This window comes from Borborobacter arsenicus, from assembly GCF_003934165.1.
Classification (GTDB): domain Bacteria; phylum Pseudomonadota; class Alphaproteobacteria; order Rhizobiales; family Rhizobiaceae; genus Pseudaminobacter; species Pseudaminobacter arsenicus.
This window is the reverse complement of the sequence record NZ_RKST01000014.1, coordinates 75,043-94,773: the sequence shown is the minus strand read 5'-3', so window position 1 is coordinate 94,773 and position 19,731 is coordinate 75,043. Positions and strand designations below refer to the sequence as shown.

General features: G+C 62.5%; 15 protein-coding genes. 8 read left to right on the top strand and 7 right to left on the bottom strand.

Translation table 11 applies throughout. The features are described 5' to 3' along the window. Positions 1–2: 2 nt before the first annotated feature. Entirely contained in the window at positions 3–449 is a 447-nt protein-coding gene (locus EET67_RS16310; RefSeq protein ID WP_165899929.1) for a glycine cleavage system protein H, read from the top strand. On the opposite strand, the gene selD is transcribed toward EET67_RS16310, so the two are convergent. Together selD and EET67_RS16300 are read right to left on the bottom strand one after the other, a co-directional pair. Further along, positions 395–2,737, bottom strand: a complete 2,343-nt coding sequence (gene selD, locus EET67_RS16305; protein ID WP_128627259.1) for a selenide, water dikinase SelD — start codon at positions 2,735–2,737, stop codon at positions 395–397. The two genes, EET67_RS16310 and selD, sit on opposite strands and share 55 nt — an antisense overlap. A 295-nt stretch (positions 2,738–3,032) precedes the next feature. Beyond that, positions 3,033–4,175, bottom strand: coding sequence for a GGDEF domain-containing protein (locus EET67_RS16300; RefSeq protein ID WP_128627258.1), 1,143 nt, complete (start codon positions 4,173–4,175; stop codon positions 3,033–3,035). A 234-nt stretch (positions 4,176–4,409) separates the two neighbouring features. On the opposite strand from EET67_RS16300, the gene lepA reads away from it, so the two are divergent. Next, a complete protein-coding gene (lepA, locus tag EET67_RS16295; protein ID WP_128627257.1) occupies positions 4,410–6,221 on the top strand; it encodes a translation elongation factor 4 in 1,812 nt (603 codons plus the stop codon). A gap of 173 nt (positions 6,222–6,394) precedes the next feature. Next, positions 6,395–6,805: a group II truncated hemoglobin gene (locus EET67_RS16290; protein WP_128627256.1), complete on the top strand. Its 411-nt coding sequence runs from the start codon at positions 6,395–6,397 to the stop codon at positions 6,803–6,805. A 33-nt stretch (positions 6,806–6,838) separates the two neighbouring features. Here EET67_RS16290 and EET67_RS16285 read toward each other — a convergent pair whose 3' ends face one another. Next, entirely contained in the window at positions 6,839–7,456 is a 618-nt protein-coding gene (locus EET67_RS16285; RefSeq protein WP_128627255.1) for a ribonuclease D, read from the bottom strand. A 17-nt stretch (positions 7,457–7,473) separates the two neighbouring features. Continuing rightward, entirely contained in the window at positions 7,474–8,862 is a 1,389-nt protein-coding gene (locus EET67_RS16280) for a M20/M25/M40 family metallo-hydrolase (RefSeq protein ID WP_128627254.1), read from the bottom strand. Between the two features lie 782 nt (positions 8,863–9,644). Here EET67_RS16280 and polA point away from each other — a divergent pair. Next, positions 9,645–12,638 (top strand): DNA polymerase I, encoded by a 2,994-nt coding sequence (gene polA, locus EET67_RS16275; protein ID WP_128627253.1) that lies wholly within the window; start codon positions 9,645–9,647, stop codon positions 12,636–12,638. A gap of 24 nt (positions 12,639–12,662) precedes the next feature. On the opposite strand, the gene EET67_RS16270 is transcribed toward polA, so the two are convergent. Both EET67_RS16270 and EET67_RS16265 read right to left on the bottom strand, forming a co-directional pair. Beyond that, positions 12,663–13,067 (bottom strand): Fur family transcriptional regulator, encoded by a 405-nt coding sequence (locus EET67_RS16270; RefSeq protein WP_128627338.1) that lies wholly within the window; start codon positions 13,065–13,067, stop codon positions 12,663–12,665. 130 nt (positions 13,068–13,197) lie between these two features. Next, a complete protein-coding gene (locus EET67_RS16265; protein WP_128627252.1) occupies positions 13,198–15,435 on the bottom strand; it encodes a heavy metal translocating P-type ATPase in 2,238 nt (745 codons plus the stop codon). A gap of 122 nt (positions 15,436–15,557) precedes the next feature. On the opposite strand from EET67_RS16265, the gene EET67_RS16260 reads away from it, so the two are divergent. Next, entirely contained in the window at positions 15,558–15,878 is a 321-nt protein-coding gene (locus EET67_RS16260) for a YnfA family protein (RefSeq protein WP_128627251.1), read from the top strand. A 10-nt stretch (positions 15,879–15,888) separates the two neighbouring features. On the opposite strand, the gene EET67_RS16255 is transcribed toward EET67_RS16260, so the two are convergent. Then, positions 15,889–17,193: an amidase gene (locus tag EET67_RS16255; RefSeq protein ID WP_128627250.1), complete on the bottom strand. Its 1,305-nt coding sequence runs from the start codon at positions 17,191–17,193 to the stop codon at positions 15,889–15,891. Between the two features lie 145 nt (positions 17,194–17,338). On the opposite strand from EET67_RS16255, the gene EET67_RS16250 reads away from it, so the two are divergent. The 3 genes from EET67_RS16250 (at position 17,339) to EET67_RS16240 (ending at position 19,621) form a co-directional block, all read left to right on the top strand. Next, positions 17,339–17,749, top strand: a complete 411-nt coding sequence (locus EET67_RS16250; protein WP_128627249.1) for a hypothetical protein — start codon at positions 17,339–17,341, stop codon at positions 17,747–17,749. 175 nt (positions 17,750–17,924) lie between these two features. Beyond that, entirely contained in the window at positions 17,925–18,692 is a 768-nt protein-coding gene (locus EET67_RS16245; protein WP_128627248.1) for an SDR family NAD(P)-dependent oxidoreductase, read from the top strand. Positions 18,693–18,739: 47 nt separating this feature from the next. Next, on the top strand, positions 18,740–19,621 hold the full coding sequence (locus tag EET67_RS16240) for an SMP-30/gluconolactonase/LRE family protein (RefSeq protein WP_128627337.1): 882 nt from the start codon (positions 18,740–18,742) through the stop codon (positions 19,619–19,621). The last annotated feature ends 110 nt before the right edge of the window (positions 19,622–19,731 follow it).

Below are 19,731 nucleotides of genomic sequence, written 5' to 3'. Positions count from 1 at the left end.
GCATGGCATTGGTTCGCGGCTGCAGCTTTCCCGATAATCTGTTTTACGACGTTGTCCGCCATGTCTGGTATGCACCGCATGAGGGTGGACTTGTGCGCCTCGGCATCACACCGGTCGGCGTGGCCCTCGCCCGCGAAGTGCTCATCTTCACGCCCAAGCGCGTCGGCAAGCCGTTCGAGGCTGGCCGCGCGATGGCAACGGTCGAAAGCGCCAAATGGGTGGGCTCGGTGCGCGCCGGCTTTGCCGGCACGGTGGAGGCGATCAACGAGGCCCTCGTGGCGCATGCGGCAAGCGTCAACAGCGATTGCTATGGCGAGGGCTGGATGATGCTGGTTCGCCCTACGGACACGGATTGGCAGGCCGATCTCGTCACCGGCCCCGCAGTCGCTGCTGCCTATGAGGCATGGATGGAGGAAAACGGCTTCGAAGGCTGCGCTTCCTGCACATGATGCCCTGAAGGCGATGTCTTTTGCCGTGCCTGCCTCGGCGCCCTGCTCCTGCTTTCCGGCACGATCCGCACATCACTGGCGGCAAGCCCGTCCTTTTCGACACCGCCGATGATTGCCGCGTGGATATGGCCGGCGGCATGCAACGCCGCCACGCAGGCGGCAGCCTGCTCTGCAGGCACTCCGGCCAGCAATCCGCCCGCCGTCTGCGGATCGAACAGCAGCGCAAGCGTCGGGGCATCCGGGCTACCGGTCAGCAGGCGGCGCAAGGCCAGGTTCTCCGGCAGCAGCGTCGAAGCGATGCCGCCCGCAGCCAGAAGCTCCACCTCGGGATAGAGCGGCAGCGCCGACAGATCGAGTGAGGCTATCGCACCGCTCGCCGCCAGCATCTCGCCCAGGTGCCCGGCGAGCCCGAAGCCGGTCACATCGGTCATGGCCCGGGCGGAATGCGCGGCCAACACGGCGGCGGCGCTGCGGTTGGAGCGGCGCATTTCGGCAAGTGCGGCCTCGATCGAGGCGGACGATGCCTTGGCGCGCATCATGGCAGCAAACAGAATGCCTGTGCCGAGTGGCCGCGTGAGGATGAGTGCATCGCCGCGCCGCACGCCGCCCTTGTGGATAATGTGTTCCGGGTCCACTGTCCCGGTGACCGACAAGCCGATGGACAGCGCTTCCCCCTCGCTGGAGTGGCCGCCAACCAGTGTCACGCCCTCCCGGTCGAGGCAGCGCCGCGCACCCGCCAGCAATTGAAACAGCGCTTCCTCGACGATGTGCGAGGCACCATGCGGCACCACGGCCGTAGCGAGCGCATGGCGCGGTGTGCCGCCCATGGCAAAAATATCATTCAGCGCATGGCCCGCGGCGATCTCTCCGAACATATACGGGTCATCGATGAAGGCGCGGAAGAAATCGACCGTCTGCACCAGATGGCCATTCTTCGGTGTCGCGATAATCGCAGCGTCGTCCGGAGCGCCAAGGCCGACAAGCACGCTGTCATCACCAAGCGGCGGGTCGAGCCGCGCCAAAGCCCGCGACAGCGGGCCGGGGCCGACCTTGGCAGCACAGCCGCCGCAGCGCATCTCCTCGACCTCGTTCTTCACCCGTACGGCTGCCGTTTGGGCCATGCGTGCGGACATGGCCGCAGTGTCCTGGTACATGCACATCCAGCGCCGGTCGATCCAGTCCTTCAGGCGCCACAGCCAGGCCCCTTCAGCCTTGAAGGCGCCGCGCGAAGCCACCGCATATGCCTCACCCGTCGAGATCAGGGCCAGATGGCGCCGTTGCGGCCGCCACGGCCTCGGCTTTTCACCGCGAATGGCTGCGCGCAGGTTGCGGGTCAGCGGCGGGCCGGCACGAACCGCATAGACACCGGCCTTCTCGCGCGGCGTATCGACAAGTGCTGCGCAATCGCCTGCCGCAAAGACGGTGGGATCGTTGAGCGACTGCAAGGTCGGGGAAACGGCAATGAAGCCAGCCTCGTCAAGCTTCAGGCCCGTATCGCGGAACCATCGCGGTGCGGCAGCCTGCGTCGTCACCAGCACCGCATCGGCATCGAACCTTTCGCCATCGGCAAAGCAAATCCCATCCGCATCGATGGAGGCAACCCGCCGGTTCTCGATGACGGCAATATTTTTGCGCGCGAAAACACCGCAAAAAGCCTCCTGCACGCGCGCATTATGCGTAGCGAGCAACGGTTCGTCCGTTACCAGCGCAAAGGAGAACCCATGCGGATCGAAGCCGGCCTGCCGTGCTTCATCTATCACGCGCCGCTGCAGTGACAGCAGGAGTTCCACCCCTCCTGCCCCGCCGCCGACCACCACGACACGACGGGGGCCGTTGCGTTCCAGCAGGCGTTCGCGCAGCGCTTCGAACTTGGCCAGGAAGCCCCCGATCGGCTTGACCGCAATGCCGTGTTCGGCAGCGCCGGATATGGCATCCAGCGCCGGCGTGATGCCGACGTCGATCGATACGAGATCATAGGCGAGCGACGGCCGCCCCTCCAGCAACACGCGGCTACTCTGGCGATCCAGCCCGCAGGCAGCTGCGTGGATCAGCCTTGCACCGGTCGCGGCCGTCAGCCGGACCAGGTCGATATGGGCCTCTTCGCGCGGATACAGGCCGGCGATCAGACCCGGCAACATGCCGGAATAGGGTGTATCGAGGTCGCGCGTGACCAGCGTCAGACGGACGCCTTGTTGCGGGCGCTTGGCGAAGGCCGTCAACACATGCACATGCGCGTGGCCACCGCCGACAAGCACGATCTCACGATCGATGGGAGCAGCGTTCCTCATGACCCGGTGTCACATCCAGCGAGGCCGGATTCGTCCTGCCGGGCCTCATTCATGTGTCTCATTGAGAAGGAAGGCCGGCATCTACGCCGCACCACCGAACCGCCTGTTTCCAATGAAGATTTTTCCGAAGCGACAGACCGTCGCCCGCATGCAGACCTCACGGGCCGCGATCGCCGCAGTTCCCAGCCAATGGAAGGCTTTTTCCACCCAAGATGACGATCCAAGCCGACATGAGGCGATGCTAGAGACAGCCCCTATGCCTGTCAATGACAGGCAGCTTCCCGTTTGGAGACCGTCAAGCCACCAGCCTCTGCACGCAATCACGGCCATTATGCTTTGCGGTATAGAGCCCGGCATCCGCCCTCTTCAGAAGCTCGTCGAAATTTTCAAGCCCCGAGGAGCTATGGCAGACACCCGCGCTGACAGTGACCCACACCTCGTGCTGCCCCGACATGATAACGGTGGCACGGATCTTCCTGCGGACCCGCTCGGCAACCGCGAATGCGTCAGCTGCCGAGATATTGGTCAAAATAGCGGCAAACTCCTCACCGCCCCATCTCGCCACGATGCTCGGGTTGCGCAGGCTTTCGCTGAAAACTTTCGCGCAGGCCCGCAGCGTGTCGTCACCCACCGCATGGCCGTAAGTATCGTTGATCTGCTTGAAATGATCGAGATCGAACAGCACGATTGCAAAATCATGGCGCTCTCCGGTCGCCAGATAGTCGCGAATACGTGCCTCGAAAGCACTACGATTCAACAGTCCGGTGAGCGAGTCATGCATCGCAAGCCGGCGCAATCTGACTGCATCCCGTTCATAGGCAAGCGACAACGCAAACGCACCGGTCGCCGCAATATGCAGCAGGGCGACGGCCAGATGGATCATCAGCATCAGGTCGTCGGGCAAATGGCGGGACATTTCACTGCCTTGCCATAGGCCCTGGCCGACACGTGCCGCGAAGGATGCGGCGATGATGCCATAGGCTGCAACCATGCCATATCGTGACGGCAGGCCGTCGCCCCGATCGCGCCAGAATTCAAAGCCGGATGCAACCGCCAGGCAGGTCAGCAGCGCGTTTACGATGGTATAGACGGCCCCATAGGAGCCAAAGACCCACGGCCAGGCGCAGACCACGATGAACAGGATCGACGGCCCCCACAGTGCGAGCGGAGACACGGCACGGCCGGCAAATTCGCGTGCCGCCCGCCACCGCCAGCTCAGTCCCAGCACAAGCAGGACATTCGGAACAGTCACCAGGAACAGGTCCGGCAGGTTCCGCTCGAACATGAATGCAAGGATCGCAAAGCCGATAACGACGTTTGCAAGGAACCAGGACGTCCAGAACTGTTCGCTTTTCCTGGCTCTTCCGGCCACGAAGAACGCCGATGCCATCACGAAGACGACAACCGCATTTGCCCCGAAGAGTGTGAAATTCTCCAAACCCAAGCGCCCCCCGATGCTTTCGGGGGAATAAAGCAGGCTTCCGCTACTTCGAGGTTACAGAAGTTGGTTTATACGGCGTAAATGAAGTCCTGGTCAGTTCGGCCCGCCGACGCCCACCATCACCGTGCACGCCAATCCAGCGGATTGTCGGGGCCGGCAAGTGAACGGCTTATCCGCGACGCAAGAAATGCCACTTTGTTTTTTGCCCCGGCACTGATAAATGCGCGGCCCATGACCACAGTTTTGTCCCACATCCGCAATTTCTCCATCGTCGCCCATATCGACCATGGCAAATCGACGCTTGCCGACCGTCTGATCCAGATGACCGGCGGCATGGATGAGCGCGAAATGGCCGGCAAGGAGCAGGTTCTCGATAATATGGATATCGAGAAGGAGCGCGGCATCACCATCAAGGCGCAGACCGTGCGCCTGAACTACCGCGCCAAGAATGGCGAGGACTATGTCCTCAACCTCATCGACACGCCCGGCCATGTCGATTTCGCCTATGAAGTGTCGCGCAGCCTGTCGGCCTGCGAAGGCTCGCTGCTGGTGGTCGATGCCAGCCAGGGGGTAGAGGCGCAGACGCTGGCCAATGTCTATCAGGCCATCGACAACGACCACGAGATCGTCGTTGTCCTGAACAAGATCGACCTGCCCGCCGCCGAGCCGGAGCGTATCAAGGAACAGGTGGAGGAAGTCATCGGCATCGATGCCAGCCAGGCAGTCTATATTTCGGCCAAGACCGGCATCGGTATCGGCGATGTGTTGGAGGCGATCGTCCACCAGTTGCCGCCACCGCGCGAGGGCGATGCCGCAAAGCCGTTGAAGGCCATGCTGGTCGATAGCTGGTATGACGCCTATCTCGGCGTCATCGTGCTGGTGCGCGTCATCGACGGCGTGCTGAAGAAGGGCCAGACCATCCGCATGATGGGCACCGGTGCACGGTATCCGGTTGAGCGTACCGGCTTCTTCACGCCCAAGATGATCCAGGCCGACGAGATCGGCCCCGGCGAATTCGGCTTCATCACCGCTTCCATCAAGGAAGTGGCGGATACCCGCGTCGGCGACACCATCACCGAGGACCGCCGTCCCACCGAGAAGGCCCTTCCCGGCTTCAAGCCGGCACAGCCGGTGGTGTTTTGCGGTCTGTTTCCGGTCGATGCCGCCGACTTCGAGGATTTGCGGGCGGCAATGGGCAAGCTGCGCCTCAACGATGCATCGTTCTCCTACGAGATGGAGACCTCCGCAGCGCTGGGCTTCGGCTTCCGCTGCGGCTTCCTTGGTCTGCTCCACCTCGAAATCATCCAGGAGCGGCTGGAGCGCGAGTTCAATCTCGACCTCATCGCCACCGCACCCAGCGTCGTCTACCGCATGGTCATGACCGACGGCACCGTCAAGGAACTGCACAATCCGGCCGACATGCCCGACGTGGTCAAGATCGACCATATCGAGGAGCCGTGGATCCGCGCCACAATCCTGACGCCCGACGACTATCTCGGCGGCATCCTGAAGCTTTGCCAGGACCGGCGCGGCCTGCAGGCCGATCTGTCCTATGTCGGCAAGCGCGCCATGCTGGTCTACGACCTGCCGCTCAACGAGGTGGTTTTCGATTTCTACGACCGGCTGAAGTCGATCTCCAAGGGCTACGCCTCTTTCGACTACCACCTGACCGACTATCGCGAGGGTGATCTGGTCAAGATGTCGATCCTGGTCAATGACGAGCCGGTCGACGCGCTGTCGATGCTGGTTCATCGCTCGGCCGCCGAAAAGCGCGGCCGCGTCATGTGCGAGAAGCTCAAGGAGCTCATCCCGCAGCATATGTTCAAGATCCCGATCCAGGCGGCAATCGGCGGGCGGATCATCGCGCGCGAGACGATCTCGGCCCTGCGCAAGGATGTGACCGCCAAATGTTACGGCGGCGACGTCACCCGCAAGCGCAAGCTGCTGGAAAAGCAGAAAGAAGGCAAGAAGCGCATGCGCCAGTTCGGCAAGGTCGAAATACCGCAAACGGCGTTCATCGAAGCGCTGAAGATGGGCGACTGACGCCCGACCTTCACCGCCAAACTGTCAGGCCATGGGCTGCCGCGGCGTTGTCGCGGCTGCTCTGATTATCCTGACAGGAAAAATTCTATCATCCATTGCAAATCTATGTTTGGTGGGTTTATCCTGTAGGCCTCCCTAGCTCACAAGCCGCGTCTCAATGGAGTTGCGTCGACATGGATATTGCTACTGCCAGGAAGGATTCACTCTACAGGCTGATAGGTGACGAGGACGGCCTGCGCGATCTGGTGGAAACTTTCTACGACATCATCGAACAGGACGAGGACGCCCACAAACTGCATCTGCTCCATCTGCGGGGCCATGGCGTGGCGCATTCCCGCGAGGAACAGTTCAACTACCTGTCAGGCTTCTTCGGGGGACCCAGCCGCTACGTGCAGAAACACGGCCACTCGCGGCTGAAGGAAATCCACGAGCATATCCATATCGGCCCCGCAATGCGGGACCTGTGGCTGAAATGCATGGAACGCGCCATCAACAAGGTCGGCATAGAAGGCGAGTTGAAGGACAGCCTGATGGTTCACTTCACCCGCGCCGCCGAGACCTCGCGCAACCAGGACATCGACTGAGGGCAGCAAAGGCTCGACAGCTTCGCGGTCCGGTCAGCTATGGGCGAAGATGTCGGTTTCGTCCCAGCCCATCAGGTCCAGCTTGGCGCGCGTCGGCAGGAAGCGGAAGCAGGCGTCCGCCTCCTCGGTTCGGCTTTCGCGCGCAAGCCTCGAGGCCAGCACGTCCCGCAGCCGATGCAGATAGAGCACGTCCGATGCGGCATATTCGAGCTGTTCGGGTGACAGGGTTTCGGCCGCCCAATCGGAAGATTGCTGGGCCTTTGAAAGGCTGATGCCGAGCAATTCGGAGCAGATATCCTTCAACCCGTGACGATCCGTATAGGTGCGCGTCAGCCGCGAGGCGATCTTGGTGCAGAATACCGGCTCAGGCATCACGCCGAAAGTGTGGTAGAGCACGGCCAGGTCGAAACGGCCGAAATGGAACAGCTTGGTGATGTTCGCATCGGCCAGGAGCTTGACCAGATTTGGCGCCGTCTTCTGCCCCCGCGCGATCTGGATCACGTCGGCCGTGCCGTCGCCTGGCGAAATCTGCACCACACAGAGCCGGTCGCGATGCGGATTGAGCCCCAGCGTCTCCGTGTCGATGGCGATGGCATCGACATTGTAGTGGCCAAGATCGGGCAGGTCGTTTTTATGAAAGCGGATCGTCATCTGCAATTGTCCGTAATTCAGCGTGTCAGCGCGTCGAGGATGCGCGCCCAGGAGCGCTGCCCCTTGTGGAACGAGGAAAGGTCGTATTTCTCGTTGGGCGAATGGATGCGGTCATCGACCAGCGCGAAGCCGGCCAGCAGCGATTCCATGCCGAGAAACGTCTGGAAATCGCCGACGATCGGGATCGAGCCGCCCATGGCGAGCATCACCGCCGGATTGGGCCATTCATCCGACAGCGCCTGCTTTGCCTTGGTGAGGAAGGGCGAGTCGTAGGAAAGCTGGATTGCCGGCGAGCCACCATGTTCCTCGAACTCGACCGAGCAGTCCGCCGGGATGCGGGCGCGCACGAAATCGCGGAAGGCAGCCCGGATCTTGTCGGGGTTCTGCTTGTGCACCAGCCGAAACGACACCTTGGCCGAGGCCTGGGCAGCAATCACCGTCTTGAAGCCCTTGCCGGTATAGCCGCCTTCGATGCCATTGAACTCGGCAGTCGGCCGCGCCCAGGTCAGTTCCAGAACCGAACGGCCCTTTTCGCCTGAAGGGATTGAGAGCCCGACCTCGCCGAGAAAGCTCTCCGCGGTCTCGTTGAGCGCTTCCCAGGATTTCAGCACCTGCGTCGGGGTTTCTTCGACGCCGTCATAGAAGCCGGGAATGGTCACGCGGCCGGTATCGTCATGCATGTCGGACAGGATTCTTGCCAGGATGCGGATCGGATTGGCCGCCGCACCGCCGAACTCGCCCGAATGCAGGTCGCGATTGGCGGCCTTGACGGTGATTTCCTCGCCGACGAGACCACGCAGCCCGACGCAAAGCGCAGGCGTCTCCCTGTCCCACATGCCGGTATCGCAGACCATGGCAAAGTCCGCCTTCAGTTCCTCGGCATTGGCTTCAAGGAACGGCTTGAGCGAGGGTGAGCCGGACTCCTCCTCGCCCTCGAACAGGATCGAAACCCGGCACGGCAGCTTGCCATGCACCTGCTTATAGGCCCGACAGGCCTCGACGAAGAGCATCAGCTGCCCCTTGTCGTCGGAAGCGCCTCGACCGGTGATGACCTTGCGTCCGGGACTGATCTCCTTCAGCGCCGGGTCGAAGGGATCACTTTCCCACAGATTGAGCGGATCGACCGGCTGCACATCATAATGGCCGTAAAACAGCACATGCGGCGCGTCTGCACTTGGCCCTTCATGATGCGCCACCACCATCGGGTGGCCCGGCGTCTCGCGAACGCTTGCCTCGAACCCGATCGACTTCAGATCGGCGACCAGCCACTCGGCAGCCTTGCGGCAGTCGGCGGCAAACGCCGGATCGGTCGAGATCGACTTGATGCGCAAGAGGCCGAACAGGCGCTCGATGCTCTGATCGAGATTTGCGTCAAGACGGTCGAGAACGGGTGCGATGGGTAGCATTTTTGGAGGCCTTTCGAATCTGCGGCGCTACCCTAAAGCATGTCTCCCGAAAGTGGGAACCGGTTTCGGGACCACGAGACGCAAAAACAAGGCAATTCGGTCTCGTCGATCATGGGGAAAAGCCGGAACTTGAGCAAAAAAAGCCGCCGTGGTGGAGGGGAACCACGGCGGCTATACTTTCAAAAAGGGTGCGGCAGCCCGGAGAGGGGGGATTAGGCTGCCGCAGCGTCCGGTTCAGGCGGGGGACGGGCCTTGGTTCCGGACTCGGCTAAGATTGCCGATGTGTGATATCTGGCGTTGTGAACATGGCGATTCAAGGGCACATAAATTACAGTTTTGTAACAAACGCGTGAATAGCCATTTCCTGTCAGGAGTGGACGGGCCAGCGATCACCATCGGAGTTTGGAAGTGGACAGCTTTTGCTGCGCAGGCTACCAGCTAGGACCAATCGACATTCAGGATTTGAGGCGTGGTATGAGCAAAAATCGTTCAGTTCGAGGAGCGGAGCCGAAGGCGCAGTTGCCCTGCGTCGAGGCTTCGCGACGCGGAAATGGACGATTTTGGCCATATCCCTTTGGGACGCGGCGGATTTCTGCCCTCTGCCCTTCGGGCGTTCAGCTCTCAAAACGTCCACTGGACGCTTTGTCGGGCTACGCCCGAGACGAGACCTCACCGTCGAAAATGCTCGACGGTGGTCGACACCGCCTTGCGCTTTTCTCCTGTTCAGGACCGAAATCCGGCTCGCGCCACGCCCGAAGCCTGAATGTCGATTGGTCCTACGCATGAAAAAAGGCGATCATCTCTTCCTCATTGACGGCTCCGGCTACATCTTCCGTGCCTATCATGCGCTGCCACCGCTGACTCGCAAATCCGACGGCTTGCCGGTCGGCGCGGTCTCCGGCTTCTGCAACATGTTGTGGAAGCTGATGAAGGATGCGCGCAACACTGATGTCGGCATCGTGCCCACGCATTTTGCAGTGATTTTCGACTATTCCTCGAAAACCTTCCGCAACGAACTCTATGCCGAATACAAGGCCAACCGCTCTACGCCGCCCGACGACCTGATCCCGCAATTCGGTCTGATCCGCCAGGCGACACGCGCCTTCGACCTGCCCTGCGTCGAGATGGAAGGCTTCGAGGCCGACGATCTCATCGCGACCTATGCGCGGCTTGCCTGCGAGGCTGGCGGCGACACCACCATTATCTCCTCCGATAAGGACCTGATGCAGTTGGTCGGCCCGACAGTTGCCATGTACGATCCGATGAAGGATCGCCAGATCGGCATTCCCGAAGTCATCGAGAAGTGGGGCGTTCCGCCGGAAAAGATGATCGACCTGCAGGCTCTGACCGGCGATTCGATCGACAATATTCCAGGCGTGCCCGGCATCGGGCCCAAGACGGCCGCCCTGCTGCTCGAACAATTCGGCGACCTCGACACGCTGCTTGAGCGCGCTGGCGAGATCAAGCAGGAGAAACGGCGCCTGTCGATCATCGACAATGCCGAGAAAGCGCGTATCTCGCGCGAACTGGTCACGCTCAAGCACGACGTGCCGGTAACCGACGCGCTGGAAGATTTCGTGCTTCAGCCGCCGAACGGGCCCAAGCTGATCTCCTTCCTGAAGGCGATGGAGTTCTCCTCGCTGACCCGCCGCGTGGCCGAGGCAACCGGCGCCGATCCGGCTGAAATAGAAGCCGGACAGATCACCGTGCATGCAGGTGCGGCAGCACGCGGGCCGGATCTTGACGCAGGCACGGCAAACGGTTCGGCCCATCTGGCCGACGGTGCCTCGTCCGATGGCACCCGGGACAAGGTCGAGGACGGTATCTATGCCCGGATTGTCCTCGCCACGGACACAAATCCGCGGGAAGGCGGTGTATCGCCTCGCGATCTCGCCAAGTCGCGCGCCGCGGCAGCCGTTGACGCCAGGATCGATCCCGCGAAATTCGAGTGCATTCGCGATCGGGACACGCTTGCCGCATGGGTTGCCGAGGCCCGCGAAGCCGGCATGGTGGCGTTCCGGACGGAAACCACCTCGCTCGACCCAATGCTGGCGCAGCCGGTCGGTTTTTCGATCGCCATCCGGCCCGGCCGCGCCGCCTATGTGCCGGTCGCGCATCGCTCGAGCGAAACGGACCTTCTCGGCAACGGACACACACCCGATCAAGTCTCCCTGGACGACGCGCTGGCGGCGCTGCGCCCCCTGCTGACCGACCGCTCCGTGCTCAAGATCGGCCACAACATCAAGTTCGACTGGCTTGTGATGCACCGGTTCGACATCGACATCGCGCCGTTCGACGACACCATGCTGATCTCCTACGTGCTCGACGCCGGCAATGGCGGCCACAGCCTCGATGCGCTTGCCGAACGCTGGCTCGGCCATGCCGTCATTCCGTTCAAGGAGGTGGTCGGGTCGGGCAAGAACCTCGTCACCTTCGATTTCGTCGAGATCGAACGGGCGACGACCTATGCCACCGAGGGCGTGGACCTTGCCGTCAGGCTGTGGAATGTCCTCAAGCCGCGTCTGGCCGCGAACGGCCTGGTCTCGGTCTATGAGCGACTGGAACGGCCGCTGGTGCCGGTTCTGGCGCGCATGGAGGAGCGTGGCATTTCCGTCGACCGCCAGATGCTTAGCCGCCTTTCCGGCGAGCTGGCGCAGCGCGCCGCAGCACTGGAAGACGAAATCTATGCGATGGCCGGCGAGCGCTTCACCATCGGCTCGCCCAAGCAGCTCGGCGACATATTGTTCGGCCGCATGGGTCTGCCCGGCGGTTCGAAAACCAAGTCCGGCCAATGGTCGACCACGGCACAAGTGCTGGAAGAATTGGCCGCCGAAGGCCATGAGCTGCCGCGCAGAATCGTGGACTGGCGCCAGCTCACCAAGCTGAAATCCACCTATACCGACGCCCTGCCCGATCATATCGATCCGGAAACCCAGCGTGTCCACACCTCTTACGCGCTCGCTTCGACCTCGACCGGGCGGCTATCCTCATCCGAGCCCAATCTACAGAATATCCCGATCCGTACCGCGGAAGGCCGACGGATCAGGACCGCCTTCATCGCCGAAAAGGGCAACCGGCTGGTCTCGGCCGATTACAGCCAGATCGAGTTGCGGGTGCTGGCGCATGTCGCCGATATTCCGCAACTGCGGCAGGCCTTTGCCGATGGCGTCGACATTCATGCCATGACCGCATCGGAAATGTTCGGCGTCCCGGTGGATGGCATGCCGTCAGAAGTACGGCGCCGCGCCAAGGCGATCAATTTCGGCATCATCTACGGCATTTCCGCCTTCGGCCTTGCCAACCAGCTCTCGATCCCGCGCGAGGAAGCCGGCGATTATATCAAGCGCTATTTCGAGCGCTTTCCGGGTATCCGGGACTATATGGAAGGAACCAAAGCCTTCGCCCGCGAGCACGGCTATGTCGAGACGATCTTCGGCCGGCGCGCACATTATCCGGAGATCCGCTCCTCCAATCCGCAGCACCGCGCCTTCAACGAGCGTGCGGCCATCAATGCGCCGATCCAGGGCTCGGCAGCCGATATCATCCGCCGCGCCATGACCCGCATGGATGCCGCCCTCAGGGAAGCCGGTCTTTCGGCGCGCATGCTGCTGCAGGTCCATGACGAATTGATCTTCGAAGCGCCGGAGGAAGAGGTCGCTGAAACCTTGCCGCTGATCCGCACCGTCATGGAGAATGCTGCAATGCCGGCTGTCAGCCTCGCTGTGCCGCTACAGGTGGATGCACGCGCCGCTTCGAACTGGGACGAGGCGCACTGACTTTTCGGTAGTTTTGAGTTCAAGCTATGCGGCAAGCGCCGCGCATCTGGCGCAGATGCCGCGAAATTCGATGACGGCCTTCTTGGCGGAAAAGCCGGTCGAGCCGACCCAGGCGTCAAGCTGCTTGCCGATTTTCTCGTCGGAAAACTCCTCCACCTGCCCGCATGTGTCGCAGATGGCGAAGGCAATCAGGCGATGGTTGTGATCGTGCGGCTCGGAGCAGGCGACGAAGGCATTCATGCTTTCCAGCCGATGCACGAAACCGGCATTCATCAGGCCGTCCAACGCGCGGTAGACCTGCAGGGGCGCACGAAAACCCTGGTCTCGCAGAAGATCAAGCAAGGTGTAGGCGCTGAGCGGGCCTGCGGCGGTTTCGAGCTTTTCGAGCACGCGCAACTGGTTCTTCGTCAGCGTATCCCTTGCCACCATTTCCCTGCTTTCGACTTCAAAACGTGCCCGGATCAACCCGCGCCATCCCTCATCATAGATAGAGAGTGCCTGATTGATTTGCTACCGCGCCAGCCCGGCAAAGGCAATATCGACGCCCTGCCCAGCAGGCTCATCGCCCGCGCCAGCCCAGAAGTCGCATCGCATTGGCCGTCACCAGAACCGTCGCCCCGGTATCGGCCAGGATGGCCGGCCACAGGCCGGTGATGCCGATGACGGTCGTCACCAGGAACACCGCCTTCAGCCCCAGCGCGATCGTGATGTTCTGCACGATGTTTCGCATCGTAGCGCGCGACAGCGCGATCATGGCGGCGACATCGCCCACCCTGCCATGCAATATCGCAGCGTCCGCCGTTTCCAGCGCCACGTCGGTTCCGCCGCCCATGGCAATGCCGATATCCGCGGCAGCCAGCGCTGGCGCATCATTGATGCCGTCGCCGACCTTGGCGACGATGTGGCCTGCTCCACGCAACTCCGCCACGATGGTCTGCTTGTCCTGCGGCAGCAATTCGGCGCGCGGCTCAAGCCCGAGCCAGCCGGCAATGGCTTCGGCGGTGACCCGGTTGTCGCCGGTCAGCATGACCGCCCCCACATTGAGCGCCTTCAGCGCCCCGATGCCCTCGCCTGCATCCGCGCGGGGTTCGTCGCGCATGGCAATCACGCCCGCCACCTTGGCGCCGGCGAGCAGCACGGCAACCGACTTTCCTTGCCCGTTCAGGGTAGCGATCCGGTCGCGAATGTCTGCGCCGAGCGGCGAACGCCTGTCGGCGGCCTGAGGCGAACCGAGGAACAGGCTCTCGCCGCCGACCTCGCCTTCGATGCCTTCGCCGCCGATCGCCCTTGCATGCGACGCCGAGGCTGCGGCGATGCCGCGCCTTTGTGCTTCCAGCAGGATGGCCATTGCCAGCGGGTGGCTGGAGCCGGTTTCCAGATCGGCCGCAAGGCGCAAGACCTCTTCCTCGCCACGGTCGCCTGCAATGACATCGGTGACCTTGGGCTTGCCTTCCGTCAGCGTGCCGGTCTTGTCGAAGGCGACTTTGGTGATCTTGCCCAGCGTTTCCAGAACGGCGCCGCCCTTCATCAGCAGGCCCTTGCGCGCACCTGCCGACAGGCTTGCCGCGATTGCCGCCGGCGTGGAAATCACCAAGGCGCAGGGGCAGCCGATCAACAGCACCGCAAGGCCCTTGTAGATCCAGCCGTCCCAGTCAGCGCCGAAAAACAGCGGCGGAACGATTGCGATCAGCGCCGCGACCACCATCACGCCAGGTGTGTAGTAACGTGAAAAGCGGTCGATGAAACGCTCCGTCGGGGCCTTGGATTCCTGCGCCTGCTCCACCAGCGAAATGATGCGCGCAATCGTGTTGTCGGCCGCACCCTTCGTCACTTCGACCCGTATGGCGGCATCCTGGTTTATCGTGCCGGCATAGACCGGCTCGCCGGCCGCCTTGGCTTTCGGCACGGATTCGCCGGTAAGCGGCGATTCGTCCACCGAGCTTTGGCCAGAGATGATGGTGCCATCAGCGGGAATACGGTCACCCGGCCGCACCAGGATGACCGAACCGATCGGCAGGCTTGTCGCAGGCACTTCGTGAACGGTTCCGCCGGTTTCCAGCAATGCCGTCCTCGGCATCAGGGCTGCCAGCGCCTTGATGCTGGCGCGGGCGCGGCCAGCAGCAACACCTTCCAGCAATTCGCCGACCAGGAACAGGAACACCACCACGGCCGCCTCTTCACTGGCGCCGATGATGACCGCGCCGATCGCCGCAATCGTCATCAGCGTCTCGATGGTGAAGGGCATGCCATTGAGCGCAGCCATGACCGCGCGGCGGGCGATCGGCACGAGGCCGACAGCCATCGCGGCGATGAACAACCACGAAGCCATATCCGGAACCAGCTTGGCGACGAGAAAGGCCCCGCCCAGGGCGACACCACAGGCAATCGTCAGTTTCGCCTTTGCCGTCGCCCACCACGGCCCTTCACCATGTTCATAATGATGGCCATGCGCCTCGCCATGGGAATGATCATGGTGATGGTCGTGCTCGCCATGTGCGTGACCGTGCGCATGGCCGGAGTGATCCCCGCCGCAGCATGTAGCCGGCGCATTTTCGGGAGCGCTCGTGGAACCCCGCGCAACGGGGGTCACCTTATAGCCGAGGCTGCCGACGCGCTTGGCAAGGGCAGCCATATCGGTGCCTTGGCGATGGTCCACGGTCATCGTTCCTGCGGTGACCGAGACCGCGATATCCACCACGCCTTCCACACGCCTTGCCGCCGTGTCGATCTTGGCCGCACAGCTTGCGCAATCCATGCCCTCCACGCGATAGCGGCTTTGCACAACAGCCTCGCTCATCGAAAACCCTTTCAATTCCTTCATTCCGGGTCAGGCTAATTGCTCTAGCCGCTATAGGGTCAAGGGCAAAAAGACTGCATTCTCCCACTTGGCGGAATCCTTGCCGCATGGAATGCTAAGCCATGATTCTCGCCACCTACGCGGCCGCCGCGCTTGCCGAAATCGCTGGTTGTTTTGCTTTCTGGGCCTGGCTGCGCTTGGACAAATCGCCGCTGTGGCTCGTGCCGGGCATGTTGTCGCTGGCGCTTTTTGCCTATCTGCTGACATTGGTGCCGAGCGAGGCCGCCGGACGTGCCTATGCCGCCTATGGCGGCGTCTATATCGCCGCCTCGCTGCTCTGGCTGTGGTTTGCCGAAAGCCACCGGCCCGACCGCTGGGACGTTGCGGGCGCCTCGATCTGCCTTGCCGGCGCCGCCGTCATCCTGCTCGGGCCACGGCCATAATCAGCCAAAGCTACGCGACGTTCCGAAATGCCTGTTCCACTGTCGCGGCAACGGCAAGCAGCCGGCGGTCGTCGCCGTGCCGGCACAGCAGCATCAGGCCAGCCGGAAGGCTCATGCCCGGCATCGGCAGGGAAATTCCGGCGAGATCGAACTGGTTGGCGATCTGCGGATTGCGCAGCAGCAGGCCCTCGGTGCGGTTATAGAGTTCCCGATCAGCCACCAGCGGCTCGATCGGCGGCGCGACCATCGGTGTCGTCGGCAGCGCCAGAATGTCGATCGCGGCCAGGCGCCGATTCATCTCGGCCACGAGTTCAGCCCGCCGCTGCATCATCCTGATATAGGCAACGGCCGGCACCGTTGCCCGGCGCGCCAACGGCTTGGCCACGCGCGGATCGACCATCGCAGCCTTGCGCTCATCGCCAAGCCAGTCGGCATGGACCGCGGCGGCTTCAATGCCGGCGATCGAACCGATACTGGTCGCCTCCGCCATCGCCGCGAGCATATCATCGATGTCATGATCGACCAGGCGCGCCCCCGCCGCCTCCAGTATATCGAGGCTTTGCGTGAACCCCTCCGCCACAGCCGGCTCCATATCCGCCAGCGGAAGCCCGCGCGGGATACCGATCTGCAGGCCGGATAACGACACAGGGCCCAACGAAGCACCATCCTCACCCGACAGGACGGCATCGGCGGCCGCGCATTCGGCAACGCTGCGCGCCAGCGGCCCCAGCGAATCCAGCGTGAAGGATAGGGGGAACGCCCCTGCGGTCGAGACGTGGGAGGCGGTGGGCTTGAAGCCGACCACGCCGTTGAGGCTTGCCGGAATGCGGATCGAACCGCCGGTGTCGGAACCGATGGCGATGTCGCATGTGCCTTCGGCAACGGACACGCCAGCGCCCGAGGACGAACCACCGGGAACACGCTGCGGGTCGGCGGCGTTGCCGAGCGTGCCGAAATGCGGATTGAGCCCGACTGCGGTGAAGGCGAATTCGGTCATGACGGTCTTGCCGAGGATCACCGCACCAGCCTGCCGCAGGCGCCGTACAACGACTGCATCCTCGACAGCCGGCGGGCAGGTGCGCCTTATGGCCGAGCCCGCAGTGGTGGTCTCGCCGGCAACATCCAGCAGGTCCTTTATCGAAACGATCCTGCCGTCTAGGGACCCAAGCGAAATGCCTGCCCTTCGCCGCGCATCGGCGGCATCGGCGGCAGCCCGTGCAGCCTCGGGATATAGTCTTGAGAATACGCGCTCTTCCCCTGAACGCGCCTCAAGGCGCTGGAGGATTTGCTCGAGGCGGTCACGTGTTCTGTTCATGGATTGCCTGACCTTCGTTCGGGAGCCCGCACTCTTCTCCCGTCAATCAAGCAGCTATTGCGGCCGCCGCCAAGGCGGAACCCTTCGAGCACAGGACCGTTTTCCGGCTATCACCCGCAATGTCCTCTCATGAAAGGAGAGTCTGATGTCCATACGCCTGGCAACTTTCACCGCTCTTTCGCTGGTGATGGCCGTGCCGGCTTTCGCTGACTGCCGCGAAGAATTGACGAAGCTCGAACAGCCCGCAGTGACGGCAGAGACAGGAGCGGCCACCAACAAATCCGGCATGCCGGTAACCAAGCATCAGGAAGAAGTCCTGCCCGGTGCTCAGGGAACAAGTGGGGAGACCACCGGCTCCACCACCACAGGCCCCACGACTGGCAAGGTTGAAGCCGTGTCGCCTCACCAGAAGGAGGTGACAGGCCAATCCACCGACCAGCCTTCCGATCAGGTCGCCAAGCTCATGACTGAAGCCCGCGAAATGGCCGATGCCGGCGACGAAGCCGGATGCATGCAGAAGACCACTCAGTTGAAGGAGCTCATGGGAGCGGACTGAGCGTGTTGGCGGGATCGCCGACGTTTCGTAGCGACTGTCCACCCATGACTCCTCGCGACCAGCAATAGACACCCCTCCGTTCGCCGCGGAGGGGTGAAAAACTATATCGGCAGGGCTCCAGCTTGACGCTTTTCGTCGACAAGGTGGTAGATGAGGATACCGAGGAGGTCCGCCCATGATGCCGTCTGCCAAATTTCCCGATCTGGAGAATGCATCGGTGCTGATCACCGGCGGCGGTTCTGGCATCGGCGCTGCACTCGTCGAGGGGTTTGCGCGCCAGGGCGCCAAGGTCGCCTTCATCGATATCACCAGGGAAACAAGCCTCGCTTTGTGCGACCGCCTCGAAAGCAGCATCTGCACCCGCCCGCTGTTCCTGAAGGCGGATTTGCGGGACATTGAGGCATTGCGGGCGGCGGTTTCCGCAGCCGCCAAGGCACACGGCCCGGTGACGGTATTGATCAACAATGCCGCGCTGGATGATCGCCATGCGGTGGAGGATGTCACCCCCGATTATTGGGATGCCAATCAGGCGCTCAATCTGCGCCCGCATTTTTTCACCGCCCAGGCGGTCATGCCCGGTATGAAACAGGCCGGCCGCGGCTCGATCATCAACTTCACCTCGACCTCCTTCCTGATCAACCATCCCGACATGCCGTCATATACAGCGGCCAAGGCCGGCATAGTCGGCCTGACCAAGGGCCTGGCCGGATATCTCGGTCCACATGGCATCCGCGTCAACGCGGTCGCTCCCGGATGGGTCATGACCGACAGGCAGCGCGAGCGTTGGGTAACGCCCGAAACGCTTGCGGCCCACGTCGCTAAGCAATGCATCCGTGAGGCGATGGTCCCGGAAGACCTGATCGGCACCTGCCTGTTTCTTGCTTCCGATGCCTCGCGCATGCTGACGGCGCAGACGCTGATCGTCGATGGAGGATATCTGTGACGCCAGGCCTGTCCCTCGACACTGATGATGCCTGTTCGCAGGGCGCTGTGAAAAATGATGTCGGCGTCTCGGTGCTGTCGGATCATGTCTGCCACCTCGGCGAGGGCCCGATCTATGACGCCGACACCGACACGCTGTTCTGGTTCGACATTCTCGGCCGCAAGCTGCTTGAAAAAAAGCTTTCGGGTGGCGTGACCATCGTTCACGACCTGCCGGAAATGACAAGTGCACTGGCCGTGATCAATGAGGGCCATCAATTGCTGGTCACCGAAAGCGGCCTCCACATCCGCGACGTCAGGACCGGCGCGATAACCTCCTATTTCTCGATCGAGGCCGACAATCCGCTAACGCGCTCCAATGATTGCCGGGTTCATCCCTGCGGGGCCTTCTGGATCAGCACCATGGGCAGGAAGGCCGAGCCGAAAGGCGGTTCGATCTACTGGTTCTTCAAGGGCGAATTCTGCAAGCTGGTGTCGGATATCACCATTCCCAACTCGATCTGCTTTTCGCCCGATGGCAGCGTGGCCTACTATACGGATACGCGCGAAAATATCCTGTTTCGGATCGGCTGCGATCCGGCGACCGGCCGGCCCATCGGCGAAGCCGGCATGTTCTTCGATCACAGCGGCAAGAAGGGCGGGCTCGACGGCTCGGTGGTCGATGTCGACGGCGTGTTATGGAATGCCCGCTGGGGAGCGGGCCGCCTCGACGCCTATTCGCCACAAGGCAAGCGCATCCGCAGCATCGATATCACCACGCGGCAGCCCTCCTGCCCCGCCTTCGTCGGCGCCAATGCCGACCGTCTGGTGCTCACCTCGGCCTGGGAAGGCATGAATGCCGCAACCCGCAAGCGCGACAAGCGTGCCGGCATGACAATGCTGCTCGACCTTCCGGTCAAAGGCCGGCTGGAGCCGCGCGTGCTGATCTGATTGCGCACTTGACGGGATCAGTTCCGATTGTCGCATCGGCGCCCCGGCCAGGTCGGTTTCGCGGTAGCCGGAAACGCTGCTGGCGGCATTGTATCGCTGGTGAGCTTGAG